The organism is Mucilaginibacter flavus (assembly GCF_030409315.1).
Classification (GTDB): Bacteria; Bacteroidota; Bacteroidia; order Sphingobacteriales; family Sphingobacteriaceae; genus Mucilaginibacter; species Mucilaginibacter flavus.
Genome location: NZ_JAUFPS010000025.1, coordinates 52,940 through 73,216 on the forward strand (window position 1 = coordinate 52,940; position 20,277 = coordinate 73,216).

Consider the following 20,277-nt stretch of genomic DNA (forward strand, 5'->3'; position numbering starts at 1 on the left):
CACTAATATAATTTATTGTAGTAGTAATTTCAGGTTAATACCAAAGTTGGTAAATGCTGTATTAAAAGTTTGCGAAGTATATGGCCTGGTTAGGTTTGAATCGTAAAACAGGTTAAGGTTAAAGCGCTGATTAATTACGTAGTCAATTGATGGGCGAACGGTAATGTTTTGCGCGCCCGATGATATTTCGGCGGCCTGCACATCGGCACGATAGATCAACGTTTTGTTATCACGTAACGAAAAATCGACTTTAAAGTTAACATCCTTAGGCGCTCCTCCTTCCATCCACCCAAATGGGAAATGGAAGTTTTTGGTATGGTAACCAAAACCAAACACAACTATTTTTTCATTTTGTTGCGCCAGTTGGCTATTGAGCAAACTGAGGCTTAACGTACGACTTTGCCTGAACTCCAGGTTGGCGGTCATGCTATTTTTAAACCTCATATTGGCTCCCAGTAATGGTACAAACTGCTCAAATATGGTAACCTGCGAAAACTGGTAATAAGGTAAAAAGTCGTTATTTAAATCGCGCGCGCTGCTGGCACCATGGGTTTCCTGGTATTGAAGCAAAGTGGTGAAGCCGTTTACGTTGTATGATGAACGGTAACCATGGCTCAAATCAAATGAATCAAAAACATCCGATAGCCAGGGCAGCTTACTTAAACCAGTATACCTGATATCCCAGTTAGGGATAGGTATTTTAGGAAACTGCGAAAGGTTGCTCTTCTTTACATCTTTACCAGTATAAGCCGCTATAAACGCCGGCACCAACACATTTTGCGAGTTTTGCCCGTAACCATCCGAAAACCCAACCGAATCTAACAAGCGTGTTGAGTTTGGGTTTTGGGACGCCAGCTTTTGTGAAATATACTTACGGTTATCCAGCATTTTTTGAAACAAGGGCGATGTATTATCAATACCCACTGTTTTTTTAAACGCGGTACCTATAGTTAAGTATGATATGGTGTAGCTACCCGTAGTTACCGGGCTTAAGGTTTCAATGCTATTGCTTGATGCCAGGTATTTGAAGTTTGACTGGTAATCATGTTCCTGCGTTTTAAGGGCAATCAATTCTATCCTCAAATCCTTAAACGGCTCAACAACCGCCCTTAAATGCAGGTCTTCGTTTACAGATTTGGTATATAGCTGGTTTTGCAGCGTATCCGTACTGATCCATCCATTGGCTACGGCCTTGGCACGGATATCCGTTTGGCTGCCCAATAAAAAGCCTATACCCGGCGCGTTGTATTGGGAGTTTTCGCCAAAAATACCAGATTGCGGCAGGTAGCCCGGCAGGTAAATCCCCCCTTTGCGCGAGTAAGTACCACTTATATTTTTAACGCTGGTTAATAAGCCCACCAATACTTTGCTTATACCGTTTGGTGTATTAGGATTATTAGCCTTACGGATAAACGGAAACTTATTATACAACGATACCATATTTAAGGTTGGCGCTACGTTAATTTCGCGCAGGTTGCTAATGCTGTTACCAACATCATATGATGGATCATTAATGGCAAACAGCGGCTGGGTTTGCCAGTTAAAGTGCGCGCTGTAACGGGTTACCACCGATGCCCAATCCATACCCGGAATTTTACTAATCGGCAGGGTGTAGTTAAGATTAATGGTGTGGTTGTAGTTGGTTGTACGGCCTAATTTTTTAAGGTTATCCCAAAGCGTATCGCGTTTTAAACCATTGATACGGCCGGCTGGCTCATCAACTACCGATAAGTTGGTAGCATCAATATCCAGTTGTAAAGATTTGGTGAGGTTCCAACCTATACCGTATACCCGGGTGATATTAAAATACTTGTTAAACGTGGTGGTTGGTATCGGGATAAAGTTATTAGGATCATTATCCCGCAGGGTATTTTCTGAATAAAAGCGATCAAAGTTAATGCTGAAATTTAACCTTGATGGCAATATGCTAAAGTTGATATCGCGCGCCAACGCGAGCAGGTTGCTTTTAATGATCTTTGAAAACGGACTATAATACTTCGGCGTGTTGGTATAGTTGTAAGACAAGTTTAGATGGTAAGTTTTCTCCAAATCATTCTGCGTGGTAAAATCATGATGCAAAAACTGAGTATAGGCGTAACTCAGGTTCCAGTTTTCTACATCCCAAACATGGTTTGCCGCGGAGGGGTTAGTTTTAGCTTTATGTACATTGGTAAAGTTGATACTCTGGCGCAAAGTATAATCAACAGCGGCATTCCTGATCGAGTCGCGCTCCTGTTTGCTGGTAGCCGCGGCAAGGGTTTGCTTCAGCTCAATATCCGGCGATCCGGGATCATACTGTGGCATGCTCCGTTGCGATGATACGTTGATATAAGCCGGGATATGAATACCTGTTTTATCAGGGAAAAACTTACCAAGCTCGGCAGTGGCCGAAATATCGTAGATCTGGTCATCGCTCTGGCTCCTGTCATTCAGGCGTGAATCCAACGTACCAAAACCAACAGTAGTTTTACTGCCAGAAAAGGTAACATCGGCAAAATCGGCCAGCTTGGTATCCAGCCTGGCGGTTGCGGCCCAGCCACCGCGCTGATCAAAATCCGTAAGGCGTAATTCATCAAACCAAACTATTCCGCTTTTATCCAGGCCATCATCGGTAACCGTGGTGTTGGTGCCTTTGAGCGGATTACGTACACCTATCATAATGGTTCGCAACCTGCTCAAATCCGGCTGCCCTTTAATGTATACGGTTTGACTGCCCTCGGTATATTTAAACACCTCGTTGTAAGGCACGTTTGAGTGATTACGTTTCAGTTTGGCGCGGGTAAGCAAACCAAGTTCCAAATCAACAGCGTTATCAGCGGGCCATATCGCGTCTGGGTCGGCGGTACCTGGTTTAGTTATTTTAAGCGGCACCTCATACTCGTAGTAGTTATCCTGGTAATCAACTCCAAGACGGATGAAGGCGTTAATATCATTATCCTTTAATTGATCGCCCTCGGCGTGTACAAACATTTGAATGCGTTTGTATTTGCGCAAATCATTATAAAAAGTACGGAACGCAGCCCTTGAATAACCATCGCGCAAACTCTTTACTTCAATTGATAATGATTGCTCATTAAGTTTGGTATTGGTTTGCAGGTTATTGTAATTACGCTGGCGCTGAATACCCGGCGGCACCACATAAGGGATAGGCGTGCGGTTACCGTTTTCTTCAATATTTACCGCCTGCACATCAATACTTGAATTATCTATAGGTGGGTTGCTGATGGATGGATCGGCAATTACGTTGAGCAAATTCCGCTCGGTATTAAAGGCCCGCCACTCGCCGCGTACCAACTCCAAAGTGGCAAAACGTAAAATGGAAGTATCGGCAAAGTTGGTCATAAACATCCGCATAAAACGGATGGCTTTAAAATCATCTATATTACCAACTTTACTATCGTAACCATTAATCGGAATCCTGAACTGGTACCAGGTTACTGCCTGGGTTGTGCCGTTTGGCAGTTTTACGTTAGCCGTTACTTTATCGCTAATGTTATTTTGCCCAACCACCATATCGCCCGGGCGGATAGACACTTTGTACTGGAAGTAGGCATCTTCCTGGCTCATGTTATTATCCCGGTTAATATCTTCCCCATCGGGTAACGATGTTGATGCCGAGTTTTGGATGCCCAACTCTGCCTGTGATTGTGCCGATGTTTTGGAGTTACCATCGGTGCCGTTGTATTTGGCATAACGATCAAGGATACCTAAACGGGCCTGGTCAAGCGCCGCTCCCTGGTAATACTGATAATCATCAGATGATGGGTCATTGGCAAAGGCGGTGGCGGCAGCGGTATTTAACTGGCCTTTAATTTGGTTTACCACCGGGGCAAATTTAGTTCTTTCATCCGCATCGTTCAACCCATCCAAACCAACATCCTGCAAGCGGCGGGCATCGGGGTTATTGTCAAACGCGTTAATAACCGGCTGTAATTTTGATACGCGCCCCCAGTTGGTTTCATCAACCTGGGTGTAGTCGCCATTTACGGGTAAGGCATTCTCTAAACTTTTACGCCCATCTTTCAAAATATCTTCAGAGATGCTGCCCAGGTTAAAATACAGATCGCCACCGGTTGAATTGGGTTTATAGATGAACGGATCAAGCATCCAAAATTCAATGTATGACACGTTGAGCGATTCAAAATCATTAGTCTCCAGTTTCCTGAACATACCGCCCCAACGCGATTTTGGATTTTGCAAAGTACCATCGGGATTTATGCCGGTAGTAGTATAGTTATACTGCCCACGCACATTGGGATAAAATGCCATGTTAAGGGTAGCCAAACTTAAAGGCTGCCCGGTTGCCGACTGTTTATAAGGAAATACTTCCTGTTCCAATACCTGCCTTGCATAATGGTTGGATAGGTCATTACGGGAAACATTGATAGTACCAGAGTTGGTGTAAAATATAGGATCGATATTATAAAATGCCAGGCGTGCACGATTGTAACCGTAACTCAAATCATCAAACAAAGCCGACTCTGAAAAAAGTTGCGGCGTACCCGAGATTTGCCAGGCATTAGCACTTTTTACATCGATAATGGATTGGCTGTTTTCAAAATCGTCAAGATATGATGTTCCGTTTTTGGAGCCTGCAAAATTTAACGCCCCTGGGCTACCCGGTATCAGCTGTGCAAACTCGCCCGAAAAATTAACCGATGACGGTGCCTTGGTATGAATAAGCGGAATTTTATCAACCAGCCTGGTTAAAAACCTTGATTGCGAACTATAATTGGCATCAAAACCCCATATGGTGTTAGATATAGATTCTTCGCCGGCTATTTCATTTTGGGTGATGGGTTGCTCCGTCAGGTGCATAATGGTACCACCCAAATTTAATTTATCGTTCACATGATAATCAAACCTTGATCCGTATAAGGATTTTTGCTGAACGCCAAACAGTTCGTTGTTTTCCAGTTTTACACTAATGGGCTGCCCTGATGATAGCAAGGCCTGGTTAAGTACCCTGATCCGCCCGGAGTTGTAATCAATAGTATAATCGGTACCCTCATTTAATTTAAGCTGCCCGGCGGTTACCGTTACGGAACCTTGCGGAATATTAACAGCATTTAACTGGTACTCCGAGCCTCCTGATGACGAATAAGTACCTTTTATTACATACCTGTTAAGCGCCGGAAAAAACTGTTGGGCTATAGTTTTGGTAGAATCGTACAAAGGTTGATAAACATACCGTTTGGCCAGGTCGGCCTCTCCGGCTGTAAACTTGGCCGCCAGGTCAGATCCAAAGGGCTCTATGGTAGGGAATACGATACGCCCGTTTTGCGAGTCGATAGTGATACCTTCTAAAAAGTCAAAATAACCGTCGGGCTGTTTATCGCTTTGCTGGTTCAAATTATCAAGTCCGGTAACCTGCAGCCAAAGCTTGCCTTTGGTATTAGCACCCTCCTCCATCACCGTTTTTTCAATACCGGTTTTATCATCCAAACGGGTAACTGTAAGTTTAAAGTTTGTAGGTGCTATCTGGAATGCCCCAAGGGAGTAGATGTTTTTCATCATCAAATCCCAGGTTGGTAAATTAGTTTTCAGCAATTCGCCCTTTAGCAATTTTACAAAAAGCACTTTTGGCGTGGTAGGATCAACGGCTATATCGCTGCTAAACTCACCCACCTGGTATTGTACGCCGTTTATGGTGTATTGGTAAGCAACGGCCAAAACTTCGTCGTTATTTAAAGGGTAGTTAAGGGAAATATAGCCCAACTGCGGGTTCAACTTAAAATCCTTATCTACAACCAACTTGCGGGCATAGGTTAGTTTCGAATAGTTATCGGTGTAATTAGCGGCGTTCCCCAACGATTGGAAATAAGTAGCTACCGCGTTTGAATTGGTTTGCCTTACCGCGGCAGGCAAACCGTTTAACAGCGAGTTGGATTGTTGCGCGAAACCCGGCCCTTTAAAACCCGCGGGTAAAGCGCTAAAACCGGCACCGCTCTGCAAACGCGTATTGTAAGGCTTGTTTTCGCCCAAATCCGTGAATGCCAATATATCCCTTGAATCTGTAGTAACATTGGTACGGTTGGTTGTCCAAACCTCAATTTTGGTTATGTTGATGTTTGAGCTGATAATAGGAATGTTTGACAGCGCCCTGTTATAGTTATTGCGAAAATACTGTGATAAAAAGAAGTGTTTGTTGGCCTCATAATCTGCCGGTGTAAGCCTGAACTCGCCTTGTTGCGAACCATTGGTAATGGTAATAGTTTTGGATTGCGACCGCTGTTGCGATAAAATACTGGTAACATCCAGCCTGCCAAACTTCAATTTGGTTTTTACGCCAAAAAGCGCCTGGCTGCCGGTAATTAGCGTAGTAGGCAAGGGCATACTAACGGTACCAGCTTCAATTTTCTGAATAATTTCGTCGGGCGAGCCTGTATAATCCAGCTTTATTTGGTTTTCAAACTGAAACTGGGCCTCGGTATTATAATTGGTGGTAATTTTTAATTTATCGCCTATGTTACCCGTTACGTTTAACTGAATTTTTTGATCAAAATTAAAATTAAACTGGCTGCGCTGACGGGTATTGAACAACGGGTTTTCGTTTTTATTTACCTGCCCGGCCATAATCATTTCTGCCGATCCCTGCGGACGGATATCAATTTTATCGCTGCCAAACATTTGTTCAAACGTACGGCTCCGCACCTTAATCACCGGTATAAATCCGGGTTGCTGCGAATCATAGGCATAATCATCTGCCAGTTGTTTGTAATAGCTACGTTGTTCAGATCGTTGTTTGAGTTGTAGGTATTGTGCAAAGGTTAGGTATTGAGGGGCTCGGTATAATAAATTTCCTACACGTTCATATAGGATGTATCGGTTGGTTACAGGATCATATTCAACCGTACGCACCAGTCCCGGCGGGTCCGAACTGAAAACACCCTCCCTGAGCCTAACATTTTTGGGTTGGGCCAGGTCAAGGGGGAGCGGCGTACTTTTCCGGGTCGTATCGGCCTTAACTTTCGGAGGCTGCTGTTGCTGCGCGTAAGCGCTGTTCAGCACGCCGAAAGCAAGAATTAACAACACACTTATAATAATATTATAAGTAAATATTTTGATCAAAAGCTAAGTCGAATTTGTACGTAATTATAATGTTTTTAATGCAAACTTTATAAGTTGTTCTACGGTTAATTCTTCACCGTTGTTACTCATTTGCTGGTCAAGAACTTTCTCTGCCGCGTTTTTGGCAAAGCCCAACATTACCAGGGCAGTAAGTGCCTCATCTTTAGCAGTTTTATTTACAGGCACAACGGTAAGGGTATCCGGACCCTCTTTGCGTAATTTATCCTGCAGCTCCAGGATTACCCGTTGGGCCGATTTTGGGCCGATGCCTTTTATACGCTGAATAACGGCAACATTACCGCTTACGATAGCCGCCTGAATTTCGGCCGGAGTTATTGATGACAGCATCATACGGGCAGTATTTGGCCCAATACCCGATATAGATATCAGGTGCATAAACAGGCGGCGCTCACCATCATCGGCAAAACCGTACAGGGTGAGCGCGTCTTCTTTTACGTGTTGCCAAACGTATAACTTGCAGCTTTCGCTGGTGCCAAGTTTTGAATACGTATTTAACGATATATTGATGTGGTAACCTATACCCGTGGCATCAATAACTACATGCGATGCGCTTTTAAAAACTAGTTTACCACTAATATAATCGTACATATATAAATATTATTTACTTGTTAAATTTATTAAAAAGCTGTTCAAAAATGAAGCACTTTTCTCCAACTGTCATTCTGAGGAACGAAGAATCTTCTTCGCTATAAAAGTTTGCAATGATTAGGGCGAAGAAGATCCTTCGTTCCTCAGGATGACAATTTTTTTTACAAAAGGTCATAGGTAGACACTAAGCAATCTCATGCTTTATGTGTCAACTCCACTTTCATAATTAATTGAGCTAATTCACTTTAAAGCAATTACAAGGCGTATGCCCAGACTTACGAAGTTTTAAAAACTTCGTAAGTCTTCCGTCGCCAGGTTTATTTATCGCCCGCTTTGGCCTGTGCGGTTATTACCGCTATGGTCACCATGTTCACAATTTCGCGCACCGAACTGCCCAGTTGCAATACGTGCACAGGCTTTTTAAGGCCTAACAATATCGGACCAACAGCTTCAGCACCACCTATTTCCTGCAATAATTTGTAGGCAATATTGCCCGATTCCAGGTTGGGGAATATCAGCGTATTAGCCGGTTTGCCATTAAGGGTCGAAAAAGGAAAATTATCTGCAAGCAAATCGGAGTTTAGGGCAAAGTTAGCCTGCATATCGCCATCGACCACCATATCGGGGTATTTGGCATGCAGTATCTTAGCAGTTTCCCTTGTTTTTTCAGGGATCACTCCTTCGTTCGATCCAAAATTAGAGTATGACAGTAAAGCTACCCTTGGGGCAATATTGAAACGCTTAACAGAACGTTCTATCAGCACGGTAATATCAACCAGCTCTTCTACCGTTGGGTTTACGTTTACTGTGGTATCGCCAAAAAACACCGGGCCTTTTGGTGTGATCATCATATACATACCCGCTACACGGTTTACACCTTCTTCGGTACCGATGATCTGTAAAGCAGGTTTAACCGTGGTTACATAATCTTTGGTCAATCCCGAGATCAACGCGTCGGCCCTGCCAAACTGCACCATGCTGGCGCCGTAATAGTTACGGTCTATCATCATTTTGCGGGCCTCAAACAGGGTGATGCCCCTGCGCTGGCGTTTTTTATAAAGGAAATCAACGTACTCCTCCATGTTTTCGCAGCCCTCGCGCGGATCAATGATCTGTACATCGCCCAGATCAATCTCGTTATCGCGCATGATCTTTTTGATCTTCTCAATGTTACCCAACAATATCGGGGTAGCAATGCCCTCCTCTTTTACAATCTGGGCCGATCTTAAGATCTTGTAGTTATCTGCTTCCGCAAAAACTACACGTTTAGGGTTTTGCTTGGCTTTGTTGGTTAGGTTACGCAAAAGCTTATCATTATTACCCAAACGCGAACGTAGTTCCTCGGCATAAGCATCCCAATCGGTAATTACCTTACGGGCTACTCCCGATTCGATGGCTGCCTTAGCAACCGCCATAGATACTTCTGTGATCAACCTTTGATCCATTGGTTTGGGAATAATATAATCCTTACCAAATTTAAGATTAGTAATATTATAGGCCAGGTTAACGGCTTCGGGCACCGGCTTTTTGGCCATATCGGCAATAGCGATGGTAGCCGCAATTTTCATTTCTTCGTTAATGGCGGTTGCCCTTACATCAAGCGCGCCACGGAAAATATAGGGGAAGCCCAATACGTTGTTCACCTGATTCGGGAAATCCGACCGGCCGGTTGCCATAATGATATCATCGCGGGTACCGATAGCCAAATCGTAATCAATTTCGGGCACCGGGTTGGCCATTGCAAATACAATGGGCTTTTTAGCCATCGACTTAAGCATGTTTGGCGTTACCACGTTACCTGCCGAAAGACCAACAAATACGTCGGCATCTTTCATAGCATCGGTTAATGTTTTAACATCGGTGCGGGTGGTAGCAAACTCCATCCTGATATCGTCCAGATCGGTACGTTGCTCATCCAGCACACCATTGATATCAAACATCACCAGGTTTTCTTTTTTTACCCCTAATGACAGGTACATTTTGGAGCAGGATACCGCAGCAGCACCGGCACCGTTCACCACCATTTTTATCTTATCAAGCTTTTTCCCCTGAATTTCGCAGGCGTTCATCAAGGCCGCGCCGGAGATGATGGCGGTACCATGCTGATCATCGTGCATCACCGGGATATTCATTTCGGCTTTAAGCCTGCGTTCAATTTCAAAACAGGTTGGTGCCGAAATATCTTCAAGGTTTACACCACCAAATGTAGGCTCAAGTGCCTTTACAATATTTACAAAGTCGTCAACACTTTTTGCATTCACCTCCAGGTCAAACACATCTATATCGGCATAAATTTTAAACAGCAGGCCCTTGCCTTCCATTACCGGCTTACTGGCTTCTGGACCAATATTACCTAAACCAAGAACTGCGGTACCGTTACTGATCACAGCTACCAGGTTACCTTTGGCTGTGTATTTATATACATCTTCAACATTATCGGCTATGCGCAGGCAAGGTTCGGCCACGCCAGGCGAGTAAGCCATTGTAAGGTCTCGTTGCGAATTGGTAGGCTTGGTAGGCACTACCTGTATCTTGCCCGGGCGACCCATTGAATGGTAATTCAGGGCGTCCTGTTTGCGGTTGTTCTTGTTCATCTTCTCAAAATTCAAGCGTTCAAAATTACAATTCTTTTTATGGTAACCTCAAATAAAAAAGCCCGGTTTTGAAACATGTCAAAATCGGGCTATTCCGTAAGCGGATATTATCCTGTATTTACAACGTGGGTTTAGCATCGGCAGTTACACTGGCCGAGATATCGCCACCGGCTGCCACCCTAATGGTTTTACCTATCGGTGCGCGGTTACCTTCCAGGTTGTTCCATATTTTTAAATCGTGCACTTCGCAGCCAAATAAATCGGCTATGCCGGCCAAAGTTTCACCTTTTTTAACTTTATGAAAGGTGGTTATCTTTCTATCTGTTTTGCCGGTTTCTACAAAAGCCGCACGCGTTACCGGGGCGGGCGTAGCAGCATAAACCGGCGCGGGTTTGGCAAATTCCATTGGCGCTACCGCGTCTCCGGCACTATTCAACACGTTGTATAAAGCAGCAAAATTTTCTTTTGAGGTTTGTGGTAAAATTAACCTGCGTGGCGCCTTAGGCGTACCGTTTACAATTAACCTGCGGTAAGCCGGATTAAGAATAGTGATCTCGCCGACGCCTACGTTTAAGGCGCGGGCAACATTACTTAACGATACAAACTTTTTAACCATCACGGTGTCCGTTTTTATGGAAAAGTTGCAGGCCTGCGCGGTTATATTATGCTTGCCAAAATAATTCATTACGTAATTCATGGCGATAAAAGCGGGTACGTAACCACGTGTTTCGGCAGGCAGGTATTGGCGAATAGTCCAGAAATCGCTTCCAGCCCCTGCTTTTTCCATGGCATGCTCTACATTGCTTTTACCACAATTGTAGGACGCAATAGCCAGCAGCCAATCGCCAAATTCCTGGTAAGCATCTTTCAGGTAAGCAGCAGCAGCGTAACTGGCCTGGATTGGGTCACGGCGCTCATCTATATAATCCGTCATGCTCAGACCGTAAATTTTGGCTGTAGTGGCCATAAACTGCCACGGACCTGTTGCTCCCACTCTTGATATGGCGTTAGGATCAAGCTTAGACTCTACTATGGATAAAAATTTTATTTCTTCGGGAATGCCCGCGTCGCGGAAAGCTTTCTCGTAAATTGGGAAGTAGTATTTGGTAAGACCGGCAACCTGCCCCATTTCGTCGCGGTTGTGCATGTACAAATCAATATAGCTTTGTACATATTCGTTATAATCTAACTGAATATCCTTGCGGACAGAATCCAGCCGGCGTTTATAAATACTACCTTGCGCCCCCACGGGCAGTGGGTGGTTAATTACCGGCACTATGGTAGTATCGGCGTTTACATCAGCATGAAACGCTGCAATATGACTGATCTGTTTTGTTGACGGGAGAGCTTGGGCTTGAATGATTTGCAGTAGTGACAGGCAGATGGTAAGCGTAAATAATCTCTTCATTTATTGGTGGATTTGATTAAGTAATGATGCTTGCCGCACCAGGTATTCTGCTAAACTACTCCCTTCTTTAAAGCTTGTGGAAGTATTCAGAGAAATTTAACAACTGTTGTTCGTTAAAATGTTTGGTTAATAATTGTAATCCTAACGGCAAACCTTTGGTATTATTGCCAACCGGCAACGATATGGCGGGCACACCAGCTAAAGATGCTTGTACGGTAAAAATATCATAAAGATACGTTACAACCGGATCTTTTTCTTCGGCACCTATGGCAAAAGCCGGTTCAGGTGCTGTAGGGATCAGGATAAAATCATATTCATTCAGAATCTCTTCTGTTTTTTCGCGAATCAACCTGCGTACTTTTTGCGCTTTGGCATAGTAGGCATCATAATAACCGGCACTCAATACAAAGGTGCCCAACATAATGCGGCGTTTCACTTCTTTACCAAACCCTTCAGACCGTGAGCGTTTATAGGTGGATTGCAAACCTGTAGCCGCTGGGCTACGATAGCCGTAATGCACCCCATCAAACCTGGCCAGGTTTGATGAAGCTTCAGCTGAAGCTAATATATAATAAGCCGGGACCATGTAATCCAACTGCTCAAAAGCTATCGGTTTTACGGTATGGCCTTCGGCCCTTAGTTTATCAATATATTTAACCATGGCGTCTTTCACCTCGGCATCAACGCCGGGGCTTGAAAGCGCTTCCTGTAAATAAGCTATTTTTTTTGCGGCAGGTTTTTCCTGGCTGATGGCAATAGGCTCGACCGCTTGTTGTGCCAAAGTATTATCATAATCATCGGGACCGGCCATTACTTCATATAGTAAAGCCGCGTCCTCAACAGAGCGGGTTATAGGCCCTACCTGGTCAAATGACGACGCGTAAGCGATAATACCATGCCTGGAGATACGGCCATAAGTAGGCTTAAAACCAATAACTCCGCAAAAAGATGCTGGTTGCCTTACCGAGCCGCCAGTATCGGTACCAATAGCTGCATGGCACATATTAGCCTGCACCGCAACTGCCGAACCACCCGACGAACCGCCGGATACCCTGGTTTCATCGGCATGGTTTTTTACCGGACCGAAAAACGAATTTTCGTTTGAGCCGCCCATGGCAAATTCATCGCAATTACAGCGGCCAATAATCACGGCATCCTGCGCCAGCAAGCGCTCAACAATAGTTGATGAATATATAGATGTAAAACCTTTGAGAATTTTGGAGGAGGCGTTAACCTCATGCCCTTTGTAGCAAATATTATCTTTAATGGCTATAACCATACCGGCCAGCTTACCGGCAGTGCCATTTTTAACGCGGTCATCAACCTCTTTGGCATTTGCCAAAGCCTCTGTTTCAAACACTTCGTTAAAAGCATTTAAATGGGCGTTTTTTTTGATCTCGCCCAAATAGTTTTTCACCAAACCCTGAACAGTAATCTCCGCACGCTGCAACCCGCTCTTTATTTCGGTTAAAGAGGAATAAAATTTAGCCATGGGGCTAAAATAAAAAAACTTATCCGTTGTAATAATAAATTATTCAACAGATAAGTTTATATCGTTATTAAAAGCGCTAAAAACGCTTTACCTCAAAGTATTAAACTTTAGGTTTGTCTTCTGATGAAGAAGAGCTTTCGCCGTTTTGCGCGTCTTTAAATTCTTTAACGCCTTTTCCTAAACCTCTCATTAGTTCAGGTATTTTTTTACCGCCAAATAATAAAAGAATTGCAATGATGATCAGAATAATTTCTGGTGCGCCTAATCCACCCATGATTTTTTAAGTTTTATGTATGTTAATATTATGATTAATGTAGAAGCTCTTTTGTATTTGCTTAAGCGATTATGAATGTTTGCTTAAGTCGATTTTTGATTCGGTGCTGCTAACTGGCTCCGGCTCGTGGTTACTTACGAAAGGATTGGCTACCGGGATTGAATGCGGCAACTTATTTTCGGCAATCACCGGGTTGGGGTGATGCTCCACGCTTTCGGCAACGGGCGTTTCATCAGCACTGTGTTCTGCAATAAGCGGAGTTGAGTGTTCTTCAACAACGGGCGTAGCTTTCTCTTCTATTACCGGAGTTGTTGTGGTTTCTTCCTTTTTTTCGCTGTAGTTATTGATCTGGTTATTGATCTCTCGTTTAACATCTTCAGATGCATCTTTAAAATCACGGATACCTTTACCAAGTGTCCGTGCCATTCCCGGAAGCTTTTCGCCTCCAAATAGCATTAATGCTGCAAAAAGTATCAGTACCATCTCGCCTGTACCAATATTTAAAAATAAAAAAACTGTACTTAGCATTGCATTTTTTTTAGGTTACAAATATAAACAATTAATATCTCTTGTATTTACAACTAATTAGGCGCCAGCCATAACTTAGGATTTTGCGCCTCTTTTACCCTGTAAATATCAAAGTTCACTTCCGTTTCGCCGGTTGATGGGTCGGTAGCAACAACTCCTAACGATTGTTTGGTGCTTACCTTTTGTCCGCGGGCTACACTTACCGAGCGCAGGTTGCCGTACACCGTAAAGTACTCACCATGTTTAATCATTACCAGGTAGGTACCACTTACGTCAACCACCCTAATCACCTCGCCTTCAAACACCGCCCGCACATTACTGCCGGCATTAGTACGGATATCCACACCCGTATTTTCGCTGCGAATGCCCTCGCTTGTATACTGACCAAATCCCTGGGTAATAATCCCGTTGGCAACCGGCCATGGTAAACGGCCTTTGTTACCCAAAAAGTCGTTTGATAGCTTGGCCGCTTCCGGCGTAGCGTTCAAATATCCCGAACTGGTTTTAGGCGCTGCTTTAACCACCACAGGCGCGGGCTTATTCTCGGCCTTTGCTTTCAACGCTGCTAACCTTGCTGCTTCTTTTGCTTCGGCTTCGGCTTTACGCTGGGCTTCTTCAATTTCGCGGCGGATGGCTGCGCTAATTTCCCTGTTAGTTTTAGCAATCTTATTTTGCACGTCTTTTTGCTGTTGTTTCAGCTGTCCCTCGTGCTGTGATAAGTCTTTTACCACTTTTACCTGGTCGTCCTTTTGGCTTCCCAGCGTTTTCTTTTCTTTTTCCTGATCAACCAACAGGGTATTTTTTTCCTGTTTGGTTTTATCCAATTCGTTGATCTTTACATGCAGCTCTTTTTGCGTACCTTGTATGTAGCCGGCCTGGCGTTCACGATAGGTACCAAACTGCTGCAAATATTTTAAACGCTTGTAGGCCTGGTTAAAATCCTTCGATGCAAAAACAAACATCAGTTTGTTATAGGCACTTTGGTTACGATAAGCAAAAAGGATCATGGCAGCATATTCCTTTTTTAACTGATCTAACTGGCTCTGCAAGCTATGTACGGTATTATTGCTTTCAGAGATCTGATTATCTAAATTTCTTACCTCAGAGTTAATCACGTTGATCTTCTCTTCGCGGATATTGATCTGCGCTTTTAACAGGCTTAGCTGTTTTAAAGTAGCTTTCTTATTGTTAGTAGTTTCCTGGTAATCTTTGTTAAGCTGTTCAAGCTCTTCAGATAATTTATCTTTCCGGCGCTTCAGTTCCGCGCTGCTTTGGGCATGCGCATCTACAGCTACGAGGACTGCTATAATAAAGAAAACTGCTTTTAAAAATTTCATCAAACAAAAATAGGAATTATTTAGCCGGCTCGTACCTGTCAGGGATACTAAAAGGATATTCAAGCTGTTGGTTAAAATCAACCTTGGTGTAATGCAGGTTAACGTGTATTTTTTTATCTTTTACTATTGATGCAATATCTATTTGTGATGGCAGCACCCTGTTACTTGCCTGTATAAAAGTACCGTTAGCAACCTGTAATGACTGTGCCTGTACCTCATTATTTAAATTAGTTTGGGTAACCTTATTATCGGCACCAACAACCAATTTGTAAATTAAATCATCCAACTTACCGCTAAAAGTAGTATTACCGTTGGCGGTTACCAGGTCGCCATTTTCATTCAGTAATTCAGGAATAGCATTGCCAACTAACAATGATTCCAGCGTTTTATAGTTAACCTGTTTGCTGGCATAGCCATATACATAGCTAAATGGCTTTTTTAAATAAACACCATCTAACCGGTTTATCATCAGGATGCTATCGGGCGTAATTACCGCGCGGGCCACTTCCACGCCTAAAATAGCGGTGATAGATACCCAGATTTTTTTATCCCTGTTAATACGGATATTAAGGGTTACATCGTTACTGTTGCCATTAATATCTAAATTAGTTTTTGCCTTAGCGCTAAATGTATTAAACGAAACCTGCTGCGCCCTTATAGCGGCAAGCTTGGTACTCACTTTATTATCAACAGCTTTGGCAACAGTATCGGGTTTACGGGTTACTAAAACCTGCTTACGGGCCTTACAACTTACAATTGCCAGCAGGCAGCAAGCTACCAGTAACTTATTGAATATATTTCTTTTCATTTATCTTACGCTCTAAAACCGGCGATTGCTCGCCGTAGCCTTTGGCTTTTTTCCAATTTTGCACAGCATCGTCCGTATTACCAAGGTTAAACAAAATATCGCCGTAATGTTCATACTTTACCGCACTATTTTCTTTATCGTGCGATAACGCCTTTTCCATCCAGATTTTAGCATCGGCATATTTCTTTTGCATAAACAGTATCCATGCATAGGTATCTTCAAACGACGCGGTATTTGGTTGCAATTGGTTTGAACGGGCCGACATTTGCGCCGCCTTTTCTAAAGCTTCATTTCTTAACGATAAATAGTAAGCATAATTGTTTAAGGTGTAAGCATTATCCGGATTAACCGCCAATGCCTTGTCATAAGCCTCATCAGAACTTTTATTGTTCTTAAGGTCGTGATAACAATCACCTAATAACGAAAAGCTGAGCGAAAGTAGCTCCTTATCCTGAATTTCTAATGAAGTTGCATTTTTAACATAACCTAACGCTTTGCCAAAATCCTTTTTTTGCGCGTAGGCCACCCCCACCAAATAATTGATCCATGCCTGGTTAGGGAACAGCGATAAAGCGTTTTCGCCATCTTTCAGCGCGCCGTCCAAATCATTCTGGCTCAATTCTACCCGTACTAATTGCTCATGTACTGCGTAAATCTTATCATCCAGTTCCAATGATTTTTTATAGGCAGCTTTGGCTTCTTTCAATTTATCGTTTTGGAGCAGCATATCGCCGTATATGGCAAATGCTTTGCTATCTGCCGGATGTGCAAGCGTTAAAATCCTGCTTAACTCAAGCGCGCTTCCCTTGGCATTAGGATCAGGAAACTTGGGATAATAACCTGTAATGATCCTTATTTTTTGATCGATAGCTACTTCCGGCGCGGCAAAGGCCAGTGTGAGTTCTTTGAAGCTAAGATCCGTATTCTTTTTATCACGGTAAATATCGGCAAGGGCCAAATGCGCCATGCCGTTGCTATTATCCACTTTTTCGGCCTGCTGTAAAACTTTAAGCGCCTTATCACTTAAGCCGTTTGAATTGTATATTTCTGCCAGCAACAGGTAATACCTAATCTGTCCGGGATTATCGGTAATGGCTTTTTCAATATCGGCGGCAGCCTTATCAATTTTCCCCTGCTTTAAATATATTTTTTGGCGACTGCCCAGCAAATCGTCCGTAGGCCCGGTAATTTGCTCAACCTGGTCATAAGCTTTCAGCGCATCATCATATCGTTTCAGAATGGTGTAGGCGTTGGCTTTATCGTAATAATACTCGGGTTTATTGGGATTAATGCGGATAAGCTGGTCAAAAACGTTCTCCAGCTTGCTGATGTTATTGCTTTTTTCGTAGCTATCGGCAAGTGCTGCCCAATACCATTCGTTATCGGGTTTGATAGCTACAGCCCGCTCCAGTAAGGGCTGGGCATCGGCATAAGCATTCTGGATTTTTTTTAAGTTAGCCAGTTCGTAAAGCGAGGCATCATTCCGTGGGTCGGTTTGAATTACCCGCTCAAACAGTTCAGACGCGTGTTTCAAATTCTCCACCGTTTTTTCGCGCAGGGCCGAAAAGAATAACTGCCTCACCTCGGTACTATCAAACGCCGTCATCGGTTTGCCGGTAGATACTTTTTGTTGGGCGTTTGTATTTATAGTTAGGAAACAAACAGCAAGCGATAAAACTGCAACAGTATAACCATTGCCCATTCTTCCCTCCCGATTATTATTTCTCCAACTCTGTTTATTCATGCTAAATACCTTACTAATGCACTCTGTCTTAATTCTTGACTCTTAATTCTTGATTCTATTTAACAGCTGTGTGGCCAAAACCGCCTTCGCCACGACTGGTATCATTTAATACCTCCACCAGGTTCCAGCTAACGGTTTCGTGTTTGGCTACTACCATTTGCGCTATCCTATCACCATGGTTTATTTCAAAAGATTCGGCGCCAAAATTAATGAGCAATACTTTGATCTCGCCCCGGTAGTCGGCATCGATAGTGCCCGGCGAATTAACAATGCCAATACCATGTTTAAATGCCAAACCACTGCGCGGGCGTATCTGCGCTTCAAAACCAACAGGCAATTCAATGTGCAATCCCGTTGCAATCAGTTTACGCTCCATCGGGTTTAACCGTACAGACTCCTCCAGGTTGGCACGCAAATCCATACCGGCGGCATGGGCGGTTTCATAAGCCGGCAGGCTATTGTTTGATTTATTGATTATGCTGATGGTCATCTCTTAAAGATAATCTTTAGTTCTTTGCGTTCAAAATAAAATGCCCCAACGGCAAATAACAGAAAAAGGCCGTTACCCACAAAAATATTATGATTAAATACCACAAATGACAGGTATACCAGTAATACCGATATAACTACATAAGCCAGGCATTTTTTCAGGTTATAAGGTATAGGGTAATTTTTTTGCCCCCATATATAAGATAAGATCATCATAGTAGCATAAGCAATTAACGATACCCAGGCCGACGCCATATAGCTGTATTTAGGAATAAACAACCAGTTTAAAATAAGCGTTAGCACCGCCCCTATACCAGATATATATAATCCGTATTTTGTTTGATCTGATAGTTTATACCACACCGAAAGGTTAACATAAATACCCAGGCTCACATATCCAAATAGCAAAAGCGGCACCACACCTAACCCCTGCCAGTATTGATTATGAGCTGTGTGCCTGCCAAATATAAAAGTGGCTAAAACGTTGATATTTGCAGTGAGTGCTACACATATCATTGCCATTGCAATTACAAAATAGGTCATGATACGGGCGTAGGTATCGCCCGAGTTTTTATTTTTGGAATGGCTGAAAAAAAAAGGTTCGGCCCCTAAACGAAATGCCTGTATAAACAAGCTTAAAAACAAAGCGATTTTTGCACAGGTGCCATAAATACCTACCTGCTGATCGCTTATAGCCGCCGGAAGCATTTGCTTAAGCATCGCTTTATCTACCGACTCATTAATAATAAACGATATGTTAGCAACCAACACCGGCCAGCTGTAAATGAACATCTCTTTAAACATCACACCATCAAACCTTAAGCGCAGTTTGAGCACTTCTGGTAATAGCAAAATTATGGTTAGTATACTTGCTATGGCATTTGCCAAAAAAACATAACCTACCCAATGCGGCCTGTACCATGATGCCATCCATTGAGCACCCGGCAACTGATGCTTGAGAAAAAAAGGAACGCCAAATAAAAAGAACAGGTTAAGCACCATCACAAACAAAATGTTGGTGCATTTGATAAACGCGTACTTAACAGGCCTTCCATCAGCCCTGATTTTGGCGAACGGGATAACGCAAAACGCATCGCAAACCAATATAACCAGGAAATTTTTAACGTAAAAAGCGTAATCGGCATGATCGGCCTTTACGCCGGCTTGCATATAGGTTATAATTTTATCTAAAAACAGAAAGCTTAAAAGCGAAAATGCAAGCGCAACTATGATAACTACACCAAAGGCATTGTTGTAAACCTGCTGCTTGTTATCCGCTCTTTTTTGCAGATACCTGAAATAGGTAGTTTCCATTCCAAACGCCAGTACAGCGTTTACAATAGAGGCATTACCATACATTGTTGTAAAAATGCCATTACTGCCAACAGAAAGTGTACGGGTATAAATGGGAGTAAGTACAAAATAAATCATACGGGAAATAATAGTACTTAACCCGTATATGGCCGTTTGCCCGGCGAATTTTTTAGCGGTTGACAATGTTGATATACTGTATAGTTTGTGGTGCTTCCCTTTACTATAACGGACGCCTTTTTACAACTTCAAAATTACGATAGTTTTTTAATTCGCCCTCATGGGTTTCTACAGAAGTTACCTCGCCATATTCTGGGCCTTCATTACACCAATCCATAAACATATCCATGGCAAAATCATCACCTTCGGCTTCAATGTACACATCGCCGTTAGGCTCATTTAAAACAAAGCCCCGTACCCCCAACTGATCGGCCGTGGCCTTGGTTGATTTACGGAAGAAAACGCCTTGTACTTTACCTTTTACTGTTATATTGAGATGTTTCATTGTTTTGGGTTGATTGAGTTAGAGTAAGTTGATTAGGTGAGTGGTTGTTACCAATACACATCTACTTAATGCTTTTGCAAAATAACTGATTCTAACCCATTCAACAT

At 43.1% G+C, this 20,277-nt stretch carries 13 protein-coding genes; all 13 read right to left on the minus strand.

What is annotated here, in order from left to right:
* Positions 1-12: 12 nt before the first annotated feature.
* Positions 13-7,035 carry a T9SS outer membrane translocon Sov/SprA gene (gene sov, locus QWZ17_RS09600; RefSeq protein WP_290304969.1) on the minus strand — a complete coding sequence of 2,341 codons (7,023 nt, stop codon included), beginning with the start codon at positions 7,033-7,035 and terminating at the stop codon, positions 13-15.
* A gap of 60 nt (positions 7,036-7,095) precedes the next feature.
* Complete coding sequence (gene ruvA / locus QWZ17_RS09605; protein ID WP_290304970.1) at positions 7,096-7,680, minus strand: Holliday junction branch migration protein RuvA; 585 nt, start codon at positions 7,678-7,680, stop codon at positions 7,096-7,098.
* 317 nt (positions 7,681-7,997) lie between these two features.
* The gene (locus QWZ17_RS09610) at positions 7,998-10,274 is read right to left on the minus strand and encodes an NADP-dependent malic enzyme (protein ID WP_290304971.1); all 2,277 of its coding nucleotides are present in this window, start codon (positions 10,272-10,274) and stop codon (positions 7,998-8,000) included.
* Between the two features lie 118 nt (positions 10,275-10,392).
* Complete coding sequence (locus tag QWZ17_RS09615; RefSeq protein ID WP_290304972.1) at positions 10,393-11,682, minus strand: lytic transglycosylase domain-containing protein; 1,290 nt, start codon at positions 11,680-11,682, stop codon at positions 10,393-10,395.
* Between the two features lie 67 nt (positions 11,683-11,749).
* Entirely contained in the window at positions 11,750-13,174 is a 1,425-nt protein-coding gene (gatA, locus tag QWZ17_RS09620) for an Asp-tRNA(Asn)/Glu-tRNA(Gln) amidotransferase subunit GatA (RefSeq protein WP_290304973.1), read from the minus strand.
* A gap of 100 nt (positions 13,175-13,274) precedes the next feature.
* On the minus strand, positions 13,275-13,448 hold the full coding sequence (locus tag QWZ17_RS09625; RefSeq protein WP_290304974.1) for a Sec-independent protein translocase subunit TatA/TatB: 174 nt from the start codon (positions 13,446-13,448) through the stop codon (positions 13,275-13,277).
* A gap of 69 nt (positions 13,449-13,517) precedes the next feature.
* Positions 13,518-13,976, minus strand: a complete 459-nt coding sequence (locus tag QWZ17_RS09630; RefSeq protein ID WP_290304975.1) for a Sec-independent protein translocase subunit TatA/TatB — start codon at positions 13,974-13,976, stop codon at positions 13,518-13,520.
* Between the two features lie 53 nt (positions 13,977-14,029).
* A complete protein-coding gene (locus QWZ17_RS09635; protein WP_290304976.1) occupies positions 14,030-15,313 on the minus strand; it encodes a murein hydrolase activator EnvC family protein in 1,284 nt (427 codons plus the stop codon).
* A gap of 16 nt (positions 15,314-15,329) precedes the next feature.
* Positions 15,330-16,121, minus strand: coding sequence for a lipoprotein insertase outer membrane protein LolB1 (gene lolB1, locus QWZ17_RS09640; protein ID WP_290304978.1), 792 nt, complete (start codon positions 16,119-16,121; stop codon positions 15,330-15,332).
* Positions 16,099-17,865 (minus strand): tetratricopeptide repeat protein, encoded by a 1,767-nt coding sequence (locus QWZ17_RS09645; RefSeq protein ID WP_290304980.1) that lies wholly within the window; start codon positions 17,863-17,865, stop codon positions 16,099-16,101. The genes lolB1 and QWZ17_RS09645 overlap by 23 nt, the downstream gene beginning before the upstream one ends.
* A 55-nt stretch (positions 17,866-17,920) precedes the next feature.
* Positions 17,921-18,355 carry a dUTP diphosphatase gene (gene dut, locus QWZ17_RS09650; protein ID WP_290304981.1) on the minus strand — a complete coding sequence of 145 codons (435 nt, stop codon included), beginning with the start codon at positions 18,353-18,355 and terminating at the stop codon, positions 17,921-17,923.
* A complete protein-coding gene (locus tag QWZ17_RS09655; RefSeq protein ID WP_290304982.1) occupies positions 18,352-19,851 on the minus strand; it encodes a polysaccharide biosynthesis C-terminal domain-containing protein in 1,500 nt (499 codons plus the stop codon). Before QWZ17_RS09655 ends, dut begins: the two co-directional genes overlap by 4 nt.
* Positions 19,852-19,888: 37 nt before the next feature.
* Entirely contained in the window at positions 19,889-20,170 is a 282-nt protein-coding gene (locus tag QWZ17_RS09660) for an acylphosphatase (RefSeq protein ID WP_290304983.1), read from the minus strand.
* Positions 20,171-20,277: the final 107 nt, after the last annotated feature.